We start from the raw sequence: 16,015 nt of genomic DNA, 5'->3' as shown, positions 1-16,015 counted from the left end.
TAGAGCCCAATCAAGGGCGCACGGAGTTTCCCCATGTCGAGCCGCATGCTTGCCATTGCATTGAGCACCCTGCTCGCCGCTACTCTCCCACTGTTCAGCGCCGCTACTCAGGCCGCAGACTCCGCCACCAGCCTACTGAAATTGCACCAGCTACGCCTGGCTGCACAAAAAACCCTGGGCGACTTCTATATGTTCAACGGCATGGAGGGCGACCAGCGTTACGCACGCATGATCAATGAGTCGCTGACCGAGGCCAACAACCATCTGAGCGCCCTGACCGACATGCCGGGGGAAGGCTCAAAGGCCCTGCGCTCGCAGCTGGACCAACAATGGAAGGGTTACCAGATTGATCTGAACAACCTGACCAATGCCCTGAAGAACCAAGGCTACACAGACCTGCAACCGGTAGCCGACCTGGCCACACGCAATCAGCAGCTGATGAGCCTGAGCCAGGAGCTGTACATCAAGATTCAGCAGGAGAGCAGCTACAATGTGCCGACACTGACTCAACTGAGCCGCGAGCAGAGCCTGCTGATGCAAGGCATTGCAGTGGATTACGCTTCGCGTAGCGCATCGGTCGGTGCCACATTTATGGGCGGCGGTGATGCACGGCCGATGGAAGAGCTGGTCAGCGAGTTCGCCAGCAAGATGGCTGCCTTGGAAAAAGACCCGAAGAATACCCCACAGCTCAAACAGGCCTGGGAGGGGGTGAGCACCAAGTGGCGGTATATTGAGAAGTCGCTGATCAACTACAACGAGAACAGCGTGCCGTTTCTGGTCAACAAGTATTCCAACACCATTATTCAGGGTATTGAACAGATTGCCGGCCAATACGCCGCCGCCAACCTCTGAGCAACCCACCCCGCTTGACCGGCCTGCCTGGCCGTACTCCGGCCCAGTGCTCGCACTGGGCTTTCTTTTATAAGGACGCAAACCTCATGGCTGCGGCATCAGCCCTGAGCTCAGGCGTTAGCCTTGAGAAAACCAACAACCTTCTCCAGCGCCTCCCGCGCCCCACGCTCGCCCCAGCACACCGAGAGCATCTGCGCAGTCGCTTCGGCCTTGTAGGCATCCGCGGGCAAACCCTGCAACTGCTCCAGCAAGGCCTGATCTGGGCAGGGTTCTCGCCACTTGTTGACCCACTGCCCCGGCTGCAGCTGCCAATAACACCAGCTATCGACCTGCCCACGCCGGCGCGCCCGATGGTACTGCGGGCACGAACCTGGCGGTTGACGCAGCAACCAATGCGGCCATTCCTGGCGCGACAACTGCATTGCCACTCCCATTTGTCGCGCCTGCAGACGCACATTCATCTGCCCACGCTGATGACGCGACGGCACCAGCCAGGCCAGCGGGCTGAGCAAAAAGGCCAGGAGCAACAGCAGAAACCAGGGACTCATATCGTTATCTCGCAGGCAAAAGCCTGTCATCAGCGCTCAAGACGGCCATACTAAAGCCATTGATCCACTTGCACGGAGAGTTACCCCATGCCCTACCAGCACATTCTGGTCGCCGTCGACCTTACCGAAGAATGCGACCCGGTTATGCACCGCGCACAGAAACTGGCCGCCAGCAGTGGCGCCAGATTATCTGTGGTGCATATTGTCGAACCGATGGCTATGGCCTTTGGCGGCGACGTGCCGATGGACCTGTCGATGCTGCAACAGCAACAGTTTGATCAGGCCCGCGAGCGTCTGGACAAGTTCGCCGGCAAGTATCCAACCCTGGGCAGCGGCCAACGCCATCTGGCCTACGGTCAACCCCGCCAGGAAATCCATCGCCTGGCCACTGAACAACAGTGCGACCTGATCATCGTCGGCAGCCATGGCCGCCATGGGCTGGCGTTATTGCTGGGCTCTACCGCCAACGACGTACTGCACGGCGCACCCTGCGACGTGCTTGCAGTACGCCTGAAAAAAGCGGATTAAAGCCACTGCCGGCGAACAGCCCAAGGCTCAATCGCCGGCGTCACCTGCGCTCATGACCAGTGGACGAATCTTTTGCAGCTGGGTTTCCAGCGAATAGGTCATGCTCGAGGCCATCGAGAAGAAGGTCAGAAACGCCTTGAGGTTAGAGTCACCTTCACAGGTGGCGTGAATGCGCTGCCAGAACGCCTGGTTGACCAACTGCAACTGCTGGAACATGCGCACCAGACCTTTGAGTTCCCAATCTGCCGGACGTCCTTCGCGCAGATTGAAATACTGCTGCGTCAGGTACAGCGACACCGTGCGCAGAGTGAACTCCTGGCTATTGGCAAACGGCAAGTGATGCTGCGCCATCGGTTTGAGCTTGCCCAGTACCGGACAGGCACTGGTGGCCATAATCACCCCGAGCAGTGCACGCAAGCCCTCCTCCAAACCCAGCAACTTGGTGTACTCGCGCTCCGGCGTACGCACCCACACGGAGACCTTCTTGAACGCCGGCAAGCCCTGGAAGTCCTCGATCACCCGGTGCAGGTCGACCGCCGCCGGACAATGGCTGAAGTTGTCCTTGCTCAACGGGCAATTACTGCACTGCTGATACTCCAGCCGGGTCCAGGCCGGCGCGCTTTGCGCCACCTCGGCTTCATAGACGCGGTCCAGCTCGATCCTGTAGCTGAACTGATGATTGTCGTCGAGAGTGATGCGGTACTCGATGGCCATAACGGTCTCCGGCAGAAATCTCAAAATCCTGTTTGAGGGTATTGCTCAGGCTTAGCCTTCCAGCTCCGCCCAGCGTTCAACCAACTGATCCAGCTCTTGCTGAGCCGACTGCAAGGTGGCCAGCACCTCAGCCGTTTTCTCCGCAGATTGCTGATAAAAAGTTGGTGCAGCAGTTTGTTCCTGCAGCTCAGCGACCCGTAGTTCCAGAGCATCGATCTGCCCTGGAATGGCTTCCAGTTCGCGCTGTAGTTTGTAGCTGAGTTTTTTCTTGTTTGCGGTAGTGGCTACCACGGGCTCGGCAACAACCGGTGCCGGGACCACAGCCGAAGCCAGTTCAGGTTTGCCAGCTTTACTCTCACCCACACCGAGCAAGCGCGGCGAACCACCCTGGCGCAGCCAGTCCTGATAACCACCCACGTATTCACGCACACGCCCTTCGCCCTCGAACACCAGGGTGCTGGTCACCACGTTGTCGAGGAACGCCCGGTCGTGGCTGACCATCAGCACGGTACCTGGGAAAGTCAGCAGCACTTCTTCCAGCAGCTCCAGCGTTTCTACATCGAGGTCGTTGGTCGGCTCATCCAGCACCAGCAGGTTGGCCGGTTTGCTGAACAGCTTGGCCAGCAAGAGGCGTGCCCGCTCACCACCGGACAGCGCCTTGACCGGCGTACGCGCACGCTGCGGGCTGAACAGGAAGTCGCCCAGGTAGCTCAGCACATGGCGGTTCTGCCCATCAATCTCGATGAAATCACGGCCTTCGGCAACGTTGTCGATCACGGTTTTTTCCAGATCGAGCTGGTGACGTAATTGGTCAAAATAAGCCACTTCAATACGCGTGCCTTCGGTTACCGAGCCACTGCTGGGCTGCAGGCCGCCTAGCATCAGCTTGAGCAAGGTGGTCTTGCCGGTGCCGTTGGCGCCCAACAGACCAATGCGGTCACCGCGCTGTAACACCATGGAGAAGTCCTTGACCAGGAACGGCCCGCCGGGATGGGCAAAACTGACGTTCTCCAGCACCATGACCTGCTTGCCGGATTTCTCTACAGTATCCAGCTGAATATTGGCCTTGCCGGTACGCTCACGGCGCTCGCTGCGCTCCACACGCAGGGCTTTCAGGGCGCGTACACGGCCTTCGTTGCGGGTCCGGCGGGCCTTGATGCCTTGGCGAATCCACACTTCTTCCTGAGCCAGCTTCTTGTCAAACAGGGCGTTGGCGGTTTCTTCCGCCGCCAGCATGGCTTCCTTGTGTACCAGGAAGCTGGCGTAGTCGCCGTTCCAGTCAATCAGGCCGCCGCGATCCAGTTCGAGGATGCGTGTGGCCAGATTCTGTAAAAAGGAACGGTCGTGGGTAATAAACAGTACAGCGCCCTGAAACTCCGCCAGCGCCTCTTCCAGCCAGGCAATGGCGCCGATGTCCAGGTGGTTGGTGGGCTCGTCGAGCAGCAACAGATCCGGCTCGGAGACCAGCGCCTGGGCCAATAGCACGCGACGGCGCCAGCCACCCGACAATTCGGCCAGGGTTTTGTCGGCCGGCAATTGCAGACGGCTCAGGGTGCTGTCGACCAGTTGCTGCAAGCGCCAGCCATCACGGGCTTCGAGGTCTTGCTGCACATGCATCAATTTTTCCAGGTCAGCGTCGGTGACACAGTTCTGCGCCAAGTGGTGGTACTGCGCGAGCAATTCACCAACACCGTCCAGGCCTTGGGCGACCACATCAAATACGGTGCGATCGTCGGCCACTGGCAGTTCCTGCGGCAACTCGCCAATCTTCAACCCAGGAGCGCGCCACACAGTGCCGTCGTCGGCCTTCTGGTCACCCTTGACCAGCTTCATCATGCTCGACTTGCCCGTGCCGTTGCGGCCGATGATGCATACCCGCTCGCCCCGGGCAATCTGCCACGACACCTTGTCCAGCAGCGGCATCGCGCCATAGGCCAGGGAAATTTCGGTGAATTTGAGCAGGGTCATGATGCGCCTCAACTAAAACAACAGGGTCAGCAGCTACAGCCGGGCAGTGGTGCGTCATATCAGGCCGGCAACAGCTGAAACACCCCGAAAATCATTTGCAGATGCCATGGCACCGGCAAAACAGGGCGCGCATTCTAACCGAGAAGCACAGCATCATCGCAGGCAATTTCGGCCTCGAGGCCAATAAATTCGCTTGTTTCTGCCACGTTACGGGGCACGACGCGTTAGCCCAGCGAACAACCCCGCGCACAATATGGCCATTAGCCACTAACGCGCAAGACGTATTGAGCCTTCACCGCCTACAGGCAAACGACTAAGCTAGGGCCATACGCACTATTTGCCTGGAAGTGTCATGCGCGGTCCTTTGTTCAGCCTGTTGTCCTGCCTGCTGGTTTCCTCCCTGAGCTTCTCTGCGGCACATGCCGCAACCCTGGCGCAACAACGTCAATATTACGATCAAGCCAAAGCCGCACTGGCCAAAGGTGACAAAGGGCCTTATCAGCGCTATGCCAGCGCCCTGCGTGACTACCCGTTAGAGCCCTACCTGGCCTATGACGAGCTGACCGCCCGTCTGAAGTGGGCGAGCAATGACGAAATCGAGAAGTTCCTCGCTGAACACGGCGACCTGCCGCAGATCAGCTGGATGAAGTTGCGCTGGTTACGCTGGCTGGCCGAGCGTGGCGAATGGCAGACCTTTATCAACTACTACGACCCTGCCCTGAATTTCACCGAGCTTGATTGCCTGTATGGCCAATACCAGCTCACCCACGGTATGCATAAAGAAGGCAGCGCGACCGCAGAGAAACTCTGGCTGGTGGGCAAATCCCAGCCCAATGCCTGCGACCCGCTATTCGAACGCTGGGCTGCAGCCGGTCAGCTCACCGAGCAGAAGCGCTGGCAACGCGCCAAGCTGGCGGCCGAAGCCCGCAACTATGGCCTGGTCACCCACCTGATCAAGACCATGCCCACCCTGGGCAACCACGGCAAAAGCCTGCTGGAAGTGGCGCAAAAGCCTGAGCTGCTGAAACAGACCGCACGCTTTACCCAGACCGACCCGGCCATGGCCGACGTCGTAGGCCTCGGTTTGCGTCGCCTGGCTCGCCAGGATCCGGAAAGCGCGTTGAAGCTGCTGGATGGCTACGCCCAGCGCATGAAGTTTTCCAGCGAGGAACAGGTTGCGATTGCCCGCGAAATCGGCCTGACCCTGGCCAAGCGTTTCGATGCCCGCGCCTTGCAGGTCATGGCCAAGTACGACCCCGAGCTGCGTGACAACACCGTCAGCGAATGGCGCGCGCGCCTGCTGCTGCGCCTGGGGCGCTGGGAAGAAGCCAATCAACTGACCCGCAAGATGCCGGCCGAACTGGGCAACACCAACCGCTGGCGCTACTGGCAGGCACGCAGCCTGCAACTGGCACAACCCAACAGCCAGGAATCCAAAACCCTGTATCAGGCGTTGGCCAAGGAACGTGACTTCTACGGCTTTATGGCAGCCGACCAGGTGCAGGCGCCTTATCAACTGAACAACAAACCGCTGGCCCTAAGCCCACAAACCGTTCAGAAGGTGCGCAACTCGGCCGCCATTCGCCGAGCACTGGAATTCCACGCCCGCGGCCAAGTCGCCGATGGCCGTCGCGAGTGGTACAACGTCAGCCGCCTGTTCAGCCGTGACGAGATGGTCGCTCAGGCACGCCTGGCCTATGAGATGGGCTGGTACTTCCCGGCTATCCGCACCATCAGCCAGGCGCAGTACTGGGACGATCTGGATGTGCGTTTCCCCATGGCCCACCGCGATCAGCTGGTGCGTGAGGCGCGCAATCGAGACATTCACTCCAGCTGGGTCTTCGCCATTACCCGCCAGGAAAGCGCCTTTATGGCCGACGCCAAATCCCATGTCGGCGCCATGGGCCTGATGCAGCTGATGCCGGCCACCGCCAAGGAAACTGCCAAGCGTTTCGGCATTCCACTGTCATCGCCGCAACTGGCGTACCGCCCGGAAATCAATATCCAACTGGGCGCCGCTTACCTGAGCCAGATCTATGGCCAGTTCAACGGCAACCGCGTGCTCGCCTCCGCCGCCTACAATGCCGGGCCAGGCCGTGTACGCCAGTGGCTACGGGGCGCGGATCATCTGTCGTATGACGTGTGGATTGAGAACATTCCGTTTGACGAGACCCGCCAGTACGTACAGAACGTGCTGTCGTACTCCGTGATCTACGGCGAGAAGCTCAACGCGCCGCAGCCTCTGGTGGCCTGGCACGAACGTTACTTCGACCAGTAAGCCCAGCCGGCTCAACCACTGAGGTTGAGCCGCCCTTTCTACGCCAGTACTTCTACCGGCATACCCAGCGTCAGCGAGCCCTCGCCACAGGCGATCAGGTTCTGCCCGAAATACACCTCGCCTTCACGCTCACGGTAGGTTTTCAGGGTGGTCAGCGGTTCACGATCGGCGCTGCGCTCGCCACTCGAAGGGTCGAGGGTGGTCATGATGCAGCGCGAACACCCCTTGACCACGCGAAACTCCAACTCACCAATACGGATGCGCTTCCAGCTGTCTTCGGCATAGGGTTCGCTACCACTGACCACCAGGTTCGGACGGAAACGCAGCATCGGCAAAGGTCGCCCTACTCGCGCCGACAGGTCATCCAGTGAGGCCTGGCCAATCAGCAGCAGAGGGAAACCATCGGCGAACGCCACCTTGTCGCCTACTTCGGCATAGGCCGTGTCGACCTGCCGCGCGCGCGGCTCCGAAACCTGCACGAGGCGGCAGGCGCGGCCGAGGAACTGACTCAGCCACTGCGCTGCCTGATCGCCGGCATCAGGCACCTGCAGGCTGTCACGCCAGATAGTCACTCCACGCAGTGGTGCCTCAGTGTCCGGCACGGCCACTGGTAAATCGGCCATGCCGGGCGCACTCAACTGCAGATGGGTACTATCAAGCCAACGCGCCTGCAACTGAGTCATCTGTGCCAGCAGGCGCTGAGTAAGGAAGCGTCCTGTTTCTGCATCGACTACCATCCAGCGACGGTCACCCTGCACGCCCAAGGCGTCCAGCGTCGTTTCATGCAGGGCCTCACCCGCCGCAGATTTCAGTGGATAACGGTACAACCCGGAGAGATGCAACATGAGCCCAGTTTCCCTTTGGCAAAAAGCACTTATACGAGCAACCCGCCGCGCTCACAAGCCTGTGCTAAGCGTGCCGCTGTTGGTCGTACTGAGCGCCTGTAGCGGCACGCCACCGGATAACCTGGGGCTGCACGATGGCCGTCTGACTGCCTGCCCGGACTCACCGAACTGCGTCAACAGCCAGGCCAGTGACCCACGCCATGCCATTGCACCATTGCCGTTGAAGGGCTCGCCCGAGCAAACTCAGGCGCAGCTCAAGACAGTGCTTAGCAACGAGCCACGCGTGCGTCTGGTGGAGGAAGCACCGGGTTATCTGCGTGCGGAGTTCAGCAGCCGGCTGATGCGTTTTGTCGACGATGTGGAGTTCAAGATCGGCGCAACCGCCGTCGACGTACGCTCGGCGTCACGCCTGGGTTACAAGGATTTCGAGGTCAACCGTGAACGCATCGAACACCTGCGCCAGCGCCTGAGCGAATAGCTGCAGGGGCGCTGACGCTCGTATCTGCGCTTATTCGTCAGGGTGCAGCAGGGCCAGACGCTCGCGCACCACATCCACCAGTTTGTCCGGCTGAAACTTGGACAGGAAACTGTCGCAACCCACCTTCTTCACCATGGCCTCGTTGAAACTGCCGGACAGCGAGGTGTGCAGAACCACGTACAAATCCTTGAGACGCGAGTCATTGCGGATTTCCGTGGTCAGGCGGTAGCCGTCCATCTCCGGCATTTCCGCATCGGTAATCACCATCAGCAGTTTTTCGTGCACATCCACGCCGGAATCGGCCCAGCTCTTCAGCAAGTTAAGCGCCCGCAGGCCGTCGCTAGCCGAATGGCAACGCACATCCAGTTGCGCCATGGTGCCCTTGAGTTGGCTCATGGCCACGTTGGAGTCGTCCACCAGCAGCACTTCACGCCCGCGCGCGTACTCAAGCAGTGGATCAGCGAGTTTTTCCGGGGATACCTTGGTGCTCATCGGGCTGATTTCTGCCAGCACCTTCTCCACATCAATGACTTCGACGATCTGATCCTCGACCTTGGTGATCGCCGTCAGGTAATGCTGCCGCCCTGCTCCGCCCGGCGGTGGCAGGATGGACTCCCAGTTGAGGTTGAGAATGCGCTCAACCCCACCGACCAGAAAGGCCTGCACCGAGCGGTTGTATTCGGTGACGATGATGGTACTGCGCTCATCGGGCACAATCGGACGCATGCCGATGGCCTGAGACAGATCGATCACCGGCAGGGTCTGCCCACGCAGATTGACCACCCCACAGACAAAGCGATGGCGCTGCGGCATCAGGGTCAGCTTGGGCATCTGCAGGACTTCCTGCACCTTGAACACGTTGATCGCAAACAACTGCCGACCGGTCAGGCGGAACATCAGAATTTCCAGGCGGTTCTCGCCCACCAGCTGGGTGCGTTGGTTCACTGAGTCGAGAATGCCGGCCATCATGCGCTCCTGTTTACTTATCGATCTAGCCTAGCTCAAATAGCCATGACCTGATGTATCGGCCATATGCCGCGCATCTGAAGGCAGATGGCGCAGCGCCATCATGCGATAAGCGCGCGACGTAGACCAGCCAGATGGCGTATTCACCGGGTTATTCCTGCAATAACGGCGACTGAGCCGGCAAATGCACACGCAAGGCAGCCGGTAAGGCCACAAAGCGCAGCTGGCGGCTTTCCATGGGCTCACCATCGAGGTTGAGGTCCAAACCTTCCGGGGCTTCCACCTCCAGCCAGGGCACACGCGCACTCACCGCGACACTCTGCAGCCCATTGATACCGCCGGATAATAGTGTGCCCAGAGTGCCCACCACATCGGTGGCCGCCGGCACGATGCAGACATCCAGCAAGCCATCATTGACCTGCGCCTGCGGACAAAGCAGGTGTCCGCCACCGGCCTGACGCCCGTTGCCGATGCCGAGGGCAAGAAACTCACCTTCCCATTGGAAATCCGGCCCCGCAAAGCGGCCAAAGGATGAGCGCACCTCGGCAAAGCGGGTCAGCCCCGTGAGGAAGTACGCCGCACCGCCGAGCACGCGCTTGAGCTCTTCCGAGGTATTGGCAGTGACATTCGAGCCAAAACCGCCGGTGGCCATATTGAGGAACACCTGGCCGTCGACTTCGCCCAGATCAATCGGTTGTGCCGGCTCATCCAGCAAGGCCAACGCCGCCTGCGGTTCAAGCGCAACACCGGCGGCACGGGCAAAATCATTGGCGGTGCCCAGCGGCAGCAGCGCCAGGCTGGCAGAGGTCTTAGCCAGTGCCATGGCTTCGGCCACATCACGCAGGGTGCCATCGCCGCCACCGGCTATCAGCGTTGGATAGCCAGCAGCCAGGGCTTCGTTGACCAGGCGCTGGGCATCGCCAGCCTCCCAGGTGACTCGTACATCCAACTGCCAACCCTGTGCGCGACGCGCTTCTACGGCAGTGCGCACCTCCGTATTGAGGGCCTGCTTGCCGTGCAGGATCAGCAGCGCTTTACGTTCTTGCATTCCCGACATCCTCATCACGCTCTCGTCGACATACAGTGCAGTACCCGGCCTTAAATATCGATATAAACGATAATTAAAGTCAAAAATTACGCATTTTTTATCGCATTGATTTATTGGATGATCTCTCCATCGCCAACAAACACTGCAGCCAAAAGCCGGTGTTTATCAATGAGGATATGCAGATGATCGAAGTACGCCCCTTCGCCGAGCTCGGCGGTGCCAATCATGGCTGGCTGAATGCCCGTCATCACTTTTCCTTTGCCGAATACTATGACCCGGCGCGCATGAGCTGGGGGCCGCTGCGGGTCTGGAACGATGATGAAATTGCCCCGCACACGGGCTTTCCGACTCATCCGCATCGCGACATGGAAATCATCACCTATGTACGCCAAGGGGCCATCACCCACAAGGACAACCTGGGTAACCATGGCCGCACCGAAGCCGGTGATGTGCAAGTGATGAGCGCCGGCACCGGGATTGCCCACAGCGAATACAACCTGGAAGACACCACCACCAAGATTTTCCAGATATGGATTCAGCCCAACCAGTCGGGCCTGCCACCGTCCTGGGGCGCCAAGCCGTTCCCCAAAGGGGAACGTGCCGGCACCTTCGTTACCCTGGCCAGCGGCTTTGCCGAAGACCAGGACGCCCTGTCGATCCGCACCAATGCGCGGATGGCTGCAGCCACCCTGCAAGCCGGCCAGAGCACCGAATACCCGGTTGGCGCAGCGCGCCGGGCATATCTGGTGGCAGCCAGCGGCAGCATCGAGGTCAACGGCGTCAGCGCCCAGGCCCGTGATGGTGTGGCGGTCAGCGATGTCGAGGTGATTCGGGTGACTGCCATCGAGGACAGCGAAATCATCCTGGTTGATGTGGCCTAAACGCCACTGCCTTACCTGGGCAAAGGCGATACCCGTCGATATGTCGATGGGTATCGCTGCGCTCAACCCATCCTACAAAGCAGAACCTTTTACGCCGGGTAGCCGGTGATTTTACGGATAGTTTGGTACAGCGGTTTAAGCTGCTTGTACATGCGCTGATAAACCTGCGTGTACAGCTGCTGATAGGTGCGCTGCGCTTCCGGATTGGGGGTAAATACCTGACCCACCCGGGTCATCGCAGCAATGGCTGTTGGGTAGTCCGGGTACAGCCCCAGCCCCACCGCACAGTTGATCGCCGCGCCCAGGCCGCTGGTTTCATACAAATGCGGGCGCTCAGCTGGCAGGCCGAAAATATCGGCCGTCAGCTGCATCGCTGCATCGCTCTGCGAGCCGCCGCCGGAAACGCGCAGGCGAGTGATGCGCGTGCCCGAGCGCTTCTCGATCTTTTCCTTGCCCTGGCGCAGGGCATAGGCCAGCCCTTCCAGAATCGCCCGGTAGATGTGCGCGCGGGTGTGCACGTCGCCAAAGCCGATGATCGAGCCCTTGGCCTCCAGGCCTGGCTCGCGAATCCCCGGCGACCAGTACGGCTGCAGCATCAGCCCCATGGAGCCAGCCGGCACGCTGTTGACCAGCTCATCGAACAGCGCCTCAGGCTCGACCCCCAGTTCCTTGGCCCGCTGCATTTCGCGCAGGCCAAATTCCTGCTTGAACCAACTGACCATCCAGAAACCGCGATAAATCATCACCTCGGTGTTGAAGTGATCAGGAATCGCCGACGGGTATGGCGGGATCAGCGGGATGGTTTCCAGGTATTTGCTACGCGTGGTGTTGATGGTCGCCGTGGTGCCGTAGGACAAGCACGCCGTGGTCGGCTCCACGCCGCCCGCGCCAAGCACCTCACAGGCCTTGTCAGCGCCTGCGGCAATCAGCGGCAAGCTTTCGGGAATCCCGGTATGCCGGCTGGCCGCCGCCGTGATATGGCCAAGCAACTCACCCGGCTTGCGTAATTCCGACAACTGCTCGCGGCGCACCGGCATGGCCTGCCATTTCCAGTCGCCGGGCTTGGCCCACTGTAGGCGCTTGTAGTCGAATGGCAGATAAGCCACGCAACTGGTCAGCGAGTCGACAAACTGGCCGCACAGTCGATGGGTGAGAAACCCCGAGAGCAACAGCACCTTGTGGGTATTGGCCCAGATGTCCGGCTGGTTCTGGGCGATCCAGTTGACCTCGGCCTGGGCGCGAAAGTGATCCACCGTGGCCTGTACCCCGGCGATCTTGAACAGCCAGCCCCAGGGGCCCTTGATCGGCCCACGCACCTCGGCCTGACGCTGATCAAGCCAGAGCATGGCCGGGCGCAGCGGTTGGCCCCGCTGATCGACATTAATCAGGCTGCCGCGCTGGGTGGTCAGCGATACGCCCTTGATCCGACTACGGTCGATGTCCACCTGTTGCCAGAGCTGCGCGCAAGCCTCACCGAGGCTGGTCCAGTAATACTCCGGGTCCTGCTCGGCCCAGCCGGGTTGCTTGGAGTAATAGGCCTCCAACTCTACCTTGCCCTTACCGAGCAGGTTGCCTTCAAGGTCAAACAGCAGCGCACGGATGCTCTGGGTGCCGTTATCGATGGCCAGCAGGTAACTTTTCTCGCTCAAGACGCAATCCTTAGCGCTGTGCAAACGCTGTAGGGTGCGCCGTGCGCACCGCCTTTGTTCTGGTACGCACGGCGCACCCTACTGTTTGGGTAGGCTGTAGCACTGCTGCCACAACGTCAGATAGCTGTCTTCTTCCTGCTGCCAGCGCGCGTCATCCCAACCCAGACGGACCTGACACAACGCGCGGATACGCGGTAGCTCGGCAGTTGCTCCATTGGCCAGCAGCAAACCCAAACGGGTACGGCGCAGCAGCAGATCATCCAGGTGCAGCACCAGCTCCTGCTCGGCCGCCCAGGCCAGTTCGGCCCACAGTGTGTCCGTGCCGGCCACCTGCTCGACCCCCAGTTCCTCGACCAACGCCACTACCTGCGGCAGCGCCCGGCCATAACGACCAATCAGGCGCTTCTGCTGGGCCGGGCTTAACTGCGGCATCGGCTGCTGCGCTACGGTGGCAAAGGTCGCCGCGCCGTGATCATCCAGCGTGCGGCCAACCATCGGCGCGCAAGCCTGCAGCACTTCCAGCGCCAGCAGGCGAAAGGTGGTCAGCTTGCCGCCGGCCAGGGTCACGCAACCGGGCTCAACCCACAGTGCATGCTCGCGTTTTTCATCCGAAGGCTTGCGCCCTTCACTGCCATCTGTGACCACCGGGCGTACCCCGGCCCAGGTCGACAGCACATCCGCTGCCTTGATCGCGGCAGCAGGAAACTGTTGGGCACAGGCGGCCAGCAGGTAGTCCACTTCATCCGTGCTTATTCGCGCTTCTTCGGCCAATGGCGCCGGGTGATCCAGATCGGTGGTGCCGATGACCGTCGCGCCCTCCCAGGGGAAGACAAACACCGGGCGTTTGTCCGCCGCATGCATAAAGCTGAACGCATGCGCCACGGGAAGGCGCCAAGCCGGCACCAGCAGATGGCTGCCGCGTAGCGGGCGGATATGCTCCAGCCCGGTTTTCTGCCGCAGCTGATCGGCCCAAGCACCGGTGGCCTGCGCCACCGCATGGGTCTTGAAGCCATAGCGCAAGCCGCTTTCACGGTCTTCGGCAAGCAGGCCGGTGACCTGCCCGTTTTCACGCAGCAACTCGACCACGCGCATGCCGTTGAGCGCTTCGCCGCCCTCGGCACGGGCCTCACCCAGCACGCGCTGTACCAGGCGCGCATCATCGGTGACCGCATCAAAGAAGCGAGTGCCGCCAAGCAGGCCGTCTTCCTTCAGACCTGGGGCCAGATAACGCAATTGCTGCAACGGGTAGAACAGGTGATTGCGCTTGCCGGCCAGGGCGTCGTACACCGCCAACAGCCCGCCGAAAACCCGAGGGCCGGGAAAGCCGCCCTGGTAATGCGCCATGATAAAACTCAAGGGATCAACCAATCCCGGTGCTTCCTGCAGCAGACGCTCGCGCTCGCGCACCGAATCGCGGGTCAGGCCGAACTGGCCCTTGGCGATATACCGCAGGCCTCCATGCACCATCTTCGACGAGCGACTGGACGTGCCCCAGGCAAAGTCGCGCTGCTCCAGCAGCAGGCATTTCCAGCCACGCCGCGCTGCTTCACGCAGAATCCCGGCACCGCTGATGCCGCCACCGACGACGATCAGGTCCCAATCGCGCGCGGCCAGCTCGGGCAAGGCCTGTTGACGCCAGGCGGCGTTCCAGTTGCTCATCATCAATCCTGAATCAGTACGCCCGGTGCCAGGCGCTGCTCAGGGTCGAAATGCCCGGCCAATGCCTTGAGCGTAGCCATGCCCAGCTCGCCCTTCTCCACCGGCAGGTAGGGTGCGTGGTCACGACCAACGCCATGTTGATGGCTGATGGTGCCGCGGTTTTCGGCGATGGTCAGGCTGGCCGCATGCTTGAGTTTCTGCCAGCGCGCCATGGCCTCGGCGTAGCTGTTGCCGGGGCGGAATACATAGGTGGTGTAAATGCTCGAGCCTTCGTTGTAGACGTGCGACAGGTGAGTAAACACATGCACCTGCTCGCCTTCCTCGCTCAGACCATTGCGCAGGCTGGTTTCGACCTTGTTCAGCAGGTTGTCGACATTGCTCCAGTCGGTGGCGGTTTCCAGGGTGTCCACCGCGTAGCCCGCGGCCCACAAGCCGTGGCGCAGGTAGGGGAAACGGAAGCGGTTCTCTGCCCACTTCTTGCCCAGCAAGGTGCCGGTAAACACCCCGCCAAAGCTTTTCAGCAGCTTCTTCGCCTGCTTTAGCGAGGCGGCGTTCTGCGTGCGGCTGCCGGTCACGCCGAAAGTCAGCATGCACTTGCCGTCGCGCGCGCCACGCAGGGCCAGGTATTTCTCCAGCCAGGCAATCTGCTGCGGATGGCCGGCCAGGGCCAGCTGAGTTTTGGTTTCGATGGCGTTGGACAGACGCAGCATCGACAGCGGCACCCGGGCCTGCGCCAGGCTGCGAATGGCGTTCAACGCCTGCGGCCAGTTAGGCAGGAACACCGCGTAGAAATTTTCCTGCTCGGCCAGGCGAGTGATGCGCACCTTGACCTCGGAAATAATGCCGAAGCGCCCTTCGGAACCCATCAGCACTTCGCGCAGGTCCGGGCCTGCGGCGGAAGCCGGGAAAGTCGGAATATCCAGGGTGCCGGCAAAGGTTTCGACCTTGCCGCCGGCGAACAGCTGCTCGATGCGCCCGTAGCGCAGCGACTGCTGGCCACTGGAACGGCTGGCGACCCAACCACCGAGGGTCGACAGTTCCCAGGACTGCGGGAAATGGCCGAGTGTGTAACCCTGCGCGCGCAGCTGGCTTTCCACTTGTGGACCATTGGCACCCGGGCCGAAGGTAGCGATCAGGCTGTCGTGGTCGATCTCGATCAGCTTGCTCATGCGTGCCAGCGAAAGGGTCAGCACCGGCTTGCTGCTGGACTGTGGGTTGATATGCCCAGCCACCGAGGTGCCGCCACCGTAGGGAATCACGATCAGATCCTGCTGGCTGGCCCAGGCCAGCAGTTCGCGAATCTGCGCGGCACTTTCCGGGTAAGCCACGCCATCAGGAAATACGCCAAAATCACCGGAGCGCATTGCCAGCCAGTCCGGCAGGCTCTGACCACGGGCGTGACGCACTCGGTCTTCGGCATTCAGGCAGATCAGCGGATGGGCCTGCAGGCGCGAAGCCGGCACCTGCGCCAGCACCTGCTCCAGGCTGGCATCGGCAAGCACCTGGCCAGGGCCGACCAATTCCGCCAGAAAAGCCTCGCCATGGGCTGGCAGTTCCACCACTGTTGCGTCATCACCCCAGCCGTTCCAACGTCGCATCTG

14 protein-coding genes are annotated in these 16,015 nt (G+C 61.0%); 5 read left to right on the top strand and 9 right to left on the bottom strand.

All coding sequences use genetic code 11. The features are described from left to right. The first annotated feature begins 33 nt into the window (after positions 1 to 33). On the top strand, positions 34 to 852 hold the full coding sequence (locus tag ACSQ17_RS18015) for a hypothetical protein (RefSeq protein WP_436069957.1): 819 nt from the start codon (positions 34 to 36) through the stop codon (positions 850 to 852). 110 nt (positions 853 to 962) lie between these two features. Here the strand turns inward: ACSQ17_RS18015 and ACSQ17_RS18010 are convergent, their stop codons facing one another. Beyond that, entirely contained in the window at positions 963 to 1,400 is a 438-nt protein-coding gene (locus ACSQ17_RS18010; protein ID WP_436069956.1) for a hypothetical protein, read from the bottom strand. Positions 1,401 to 1,487: 87 nt separating this feature from the next. On the opposite strand from ACSQ17_RS18010, the gene ACSQ17_RS18005 reads away from it, so the two are divergent. Beyond that, positions 1,488 to 1,928, top strand: coding sequence for a universal stress protein (locus tag ACSQ17_RS18005; RefSeq protein ID WP_436069955.1), 441 nt, complete (start codon positions 1,488 to 1,490; stop codon positions 1,926 to 1,928). 27 nt (positions 1,929 to 1,955) lie between these two features. Here ACSQ17_RS18005 and ACSQ17_RS18000 read toward each other — a convergent pair whose 3' ends face one another. Next, positions 1,956 to 2,642, bottom strand: a complete 687-nt coding sequence (locus ACSQ17_RS18000; RefSeq protein WP_257778152.1) for a DUF6901 family protein — start codon at positions 2,640 to 2,642, stop codon at positions 1,956 to 1,958. Positions 2,643 to 2,693: 51 nt separating this feature from the next. After that, entirely contained in the window at positions 2,694 to 4,610 is a 1,917-nt protein-coding gene (locus tag ACSQ17_RS17995) for an ATP-binding cassette domain-containing protein (RefSeq protein WP_436069954.1), read from the bottom strand. 352 nt (positions 4,611 to 4,962) lie between these two features. Here ACSQ17_RS17995 and ACSQ17_RS17990 point away from each other — a divergent pair, with 352 nt between their 5' ends. Then, the gene (locus ACSQ17_RS17990) at positions 4,963 to 6,888 is read left to right on the top strand and encodes a transglycosylase SLT domain-containing protein (RefSeq protein ID WP_436069953.1); all 1,926 of its coding nucleotides are present in this window, start codon (positions 4,963 to 4,965) and stop codon (positions 6,886 to 6,888) included. A 38-nt stretch (positions 6,889 to 6,926) separates the two neighbouring features. Here ACSQ17_RS17990 and ACSQ17_RS17985 read toward each other — a convergent pair whose 3' ends face one another. After that, entirely contained in the window at positions 6,927 to 7,733 is an 807-nt protein-coding gene (locus tag ACSQ17_RS17985) for an MOSC domain-containing protein (RefSeq protein WP_436069952.1), read from the bottom strand. On the opposite strand from ACSQ17_RS17985, the gene ACSQ17_RS17980 reads away from it, so the two are divergent. Next, entirely contained in the window at positions 7,732 to 8,211 is a 480-nt protein-coding gene (locus ACSQ17_RS17980; protein WP_436069951.1) for a DUF1499 domain-containing protein, read from the top strand. The two genes, ACSQ17_RS17985 and ACSQ17_RS17980, sit on opposite strands and share 2 nt — an antisense overlap. Before the next feature lie 30 nt (positions 8,212 to 8,241). On the opposite strand, the gene ACSQ17_RS17975 is transcribed toward ACSQ17_RS17980, so the two are convergent. Together ACSQ17_RS17975 and yegS are read right to left on the bottom strand one after the other, a co-directional pair. After that, a complete protein-coding gene (locus tag ACSQ17_RS17975) occupies positions 8,242 to 9,177 on the bottom strand; it encodes a chemotaxis protein CheV (protein WP_233684294.1) in 936 nt (311 codons plus the stop codon). Between the two features lie 151 nt (positions 9,178 to 9,328). Beyond that, complete coding sequence (gene yegS, locus ACSQ17_RS17970; protein ID WP_436069950.1) at positions 9,329 to 10,225, bottom strand: lipid kinase YegS; 897 nt, start codon at positions 10,223 to 10,225, stop codon at positions 9,329 to 9,331. A 182-nt stretch (positions 10,226 to 10,407) separates the two neighbouring features. On the opposite strand from yegS, the gene ACSQ17_RS17965 reads away from it, so the two are divergent. Further along, positions 10,408 to 11,106 (top strand): pirin family protein, encoded by a 699-nt coding sequence (locus ACSQ17_RS17965; RefSeq protein WP_436069949.1) that lies wholly within the window; start codon positions 10,408 to 10,410, stop codon positions 11,104 to 11,106. A gap of 89 nt (positions 11,107 to 11,195) precedes the next feature. Here the strand turns inward: ACSQ17_RS17965 and ACSQ17_RS17960 are convergent, their stop codons facing one another. The 3 genes from ACSQ17_RS17960 to ACSQ17_RS17950 form a co-directional block, all read right to left on the bottom strand. Continuing rightward, on the bottom strand, positions 11,196 to 12,755 hold the full coding sequence (locus ACSQ17_RS17960; protein ID WP_436069948.1) for an FGGY-family carbohydrate kinase: 1,560 nt from the start codon (positions 12,753 to 12,755) through the stop codon (positions 11,196 to 11,198). Between the two features lie 78 nt (positions 12,756 to 12,833). Beyond that, entirely contained in the window at positions 12,834 to 14,417 is a 1,584-nt protein-coding gene (locus tag ACSQ17_RS17955; RefSeq protein WP_436069947.1) for an FAD-dependent oxidoreductase, read from the bottom strand. Then, on the bottom strand, positions 14,417 to 16,012 hold the full coding sequence (locus ACSQ17_RS17950; protein ID WP_436069946.1) for an FAD-binding oxidoreductase: 1,596 nt from the start codon (positions 16,010 to 16,012) through the stop codon (positions 14,417 to 14,419). Before ACSQ17_RS17950 ends, ACSQ17_RS17955 begins: the two co-directional genes overlap by 1 nt. Positions 16,013 to 16,015: the final 3 nt, after the last annotated feature.

The sequence above is a fragment of the Pseudomonas sp. LjRoot71 genome (genome assembly GCF_964253255.1).
GTDB lineage: Bacteria > Pseudomonadota > Gammaproteobacteria > Pseudomonadales > Pseudomonadaceae > Aquipseudomonas.
The sequence above is the reverse complement of the archived record's forward strand: the minus strand, read 5'-3'. Positions and strand labels throughout refer to the sequence as shown.

What these genes read in the sequence shown, in the direction of transcription:
- ACSQ17_RS18005 (WP_436069955.1), top strand. Translation starts at nt 1,488, where the DNA reads ATGCCCTACCAGCACATTCTGGTCGCCGTCGACCTTACCGAAGAATGC.
- ACSQ17_RS17995 (WP_436069954.1), bottom strand. Translation starts at nt 4,610, where the DNA reads ATGACCCTGCTCAAATTCACCGAAATTTCCCTGGCCTATGGCGCGATG.
- ACSQ17_RS17950 (WP_436069946.1), bottom strand. Translation starts at nt 16,012, where the DNA reads ATGCGACGTTGGAACGGCTGGGGTGATGACGCAACAGTGGTGGAACTG.
- ACSQ17_RS17985 (WP_436069952.1), bottom strand. Translation starts at nt 7,733, where the DNA reads ATGTTGCATCTCTCCGGGTTGTACCGTTATCCACTGAAATCTGCGGCG.
- ACSQ17_RS17980 (WP_436069951.1), top strand. Translation starts at nt 7,732, where the DNA reads ATGAGCCCAGTTTCCCTTTGGCAAAAAGCACTTATACGAGCAACCCGC.
- ACSQ17_RS18015 (WP_436069957.1), top strand. Translation starts at nt 34, where the DNA reads ATGTCGAGCCGCATGCTTGCCATTGCATTGAGCACCCTGCTCGCCGCT.
- ACSQ17_RS17990 (WP_436069953.1), top strand. Translation starts at nt 4,963, where the DNA reads ATGCGCGGTCCTTTGTTCAGCCTGTTGTCCTGCCTGCTGGTTTCCTCC.
- ACSQ17_RS18000 (WP_257778152.1), bottom strand. Translation starts at nt 2,642, where the DNA reads ATGGCCATCGAGTACCGCATCACTCTCGACGACAATCATCAGTTCAGC.
- yegS (WP_436069950.1), bottom strand. Translation starts at nt 10,225, where the DNA reads ATGCAAGAACGTAAAGCGCTGCTGATCCTGCACGGCAAGCAGGCCCTC.
- ACSQ17_RS18010 (WP_436069956.1), bottom strand. Translation starts at nt 1,400, where the DNA reads ATGAGTCCCTGGTTTCTGCTGTTGCTCCTGGCCTTTTTGCTCAGCCCG.
- ACSQ17_RS17965 (WP_436069949.1), top strand. Translation starts at nt 10,408, where the DNA reads ATGATCGAAGTACGCCCCTTCGCCGAGCTCGGCGGTGCCAATCATGGC.
- ACSQ17_RS17975 (WP_233684294.1), bottom strand. Translation starts at nt 9,177, where the DNA reads ATGGCCGGCATTCTCGACTCAGTGAACCAACGCACCCAGCTGGTGGGC.
- ACSQ17_RS17955 (WP_436069947.1), bottom strand. Translation starts at nt 14,417, where the DNA reads ATGATGAGCAACTGGAACGCCGCCTGGCGTCAACAGGCCTTGCCCGAG.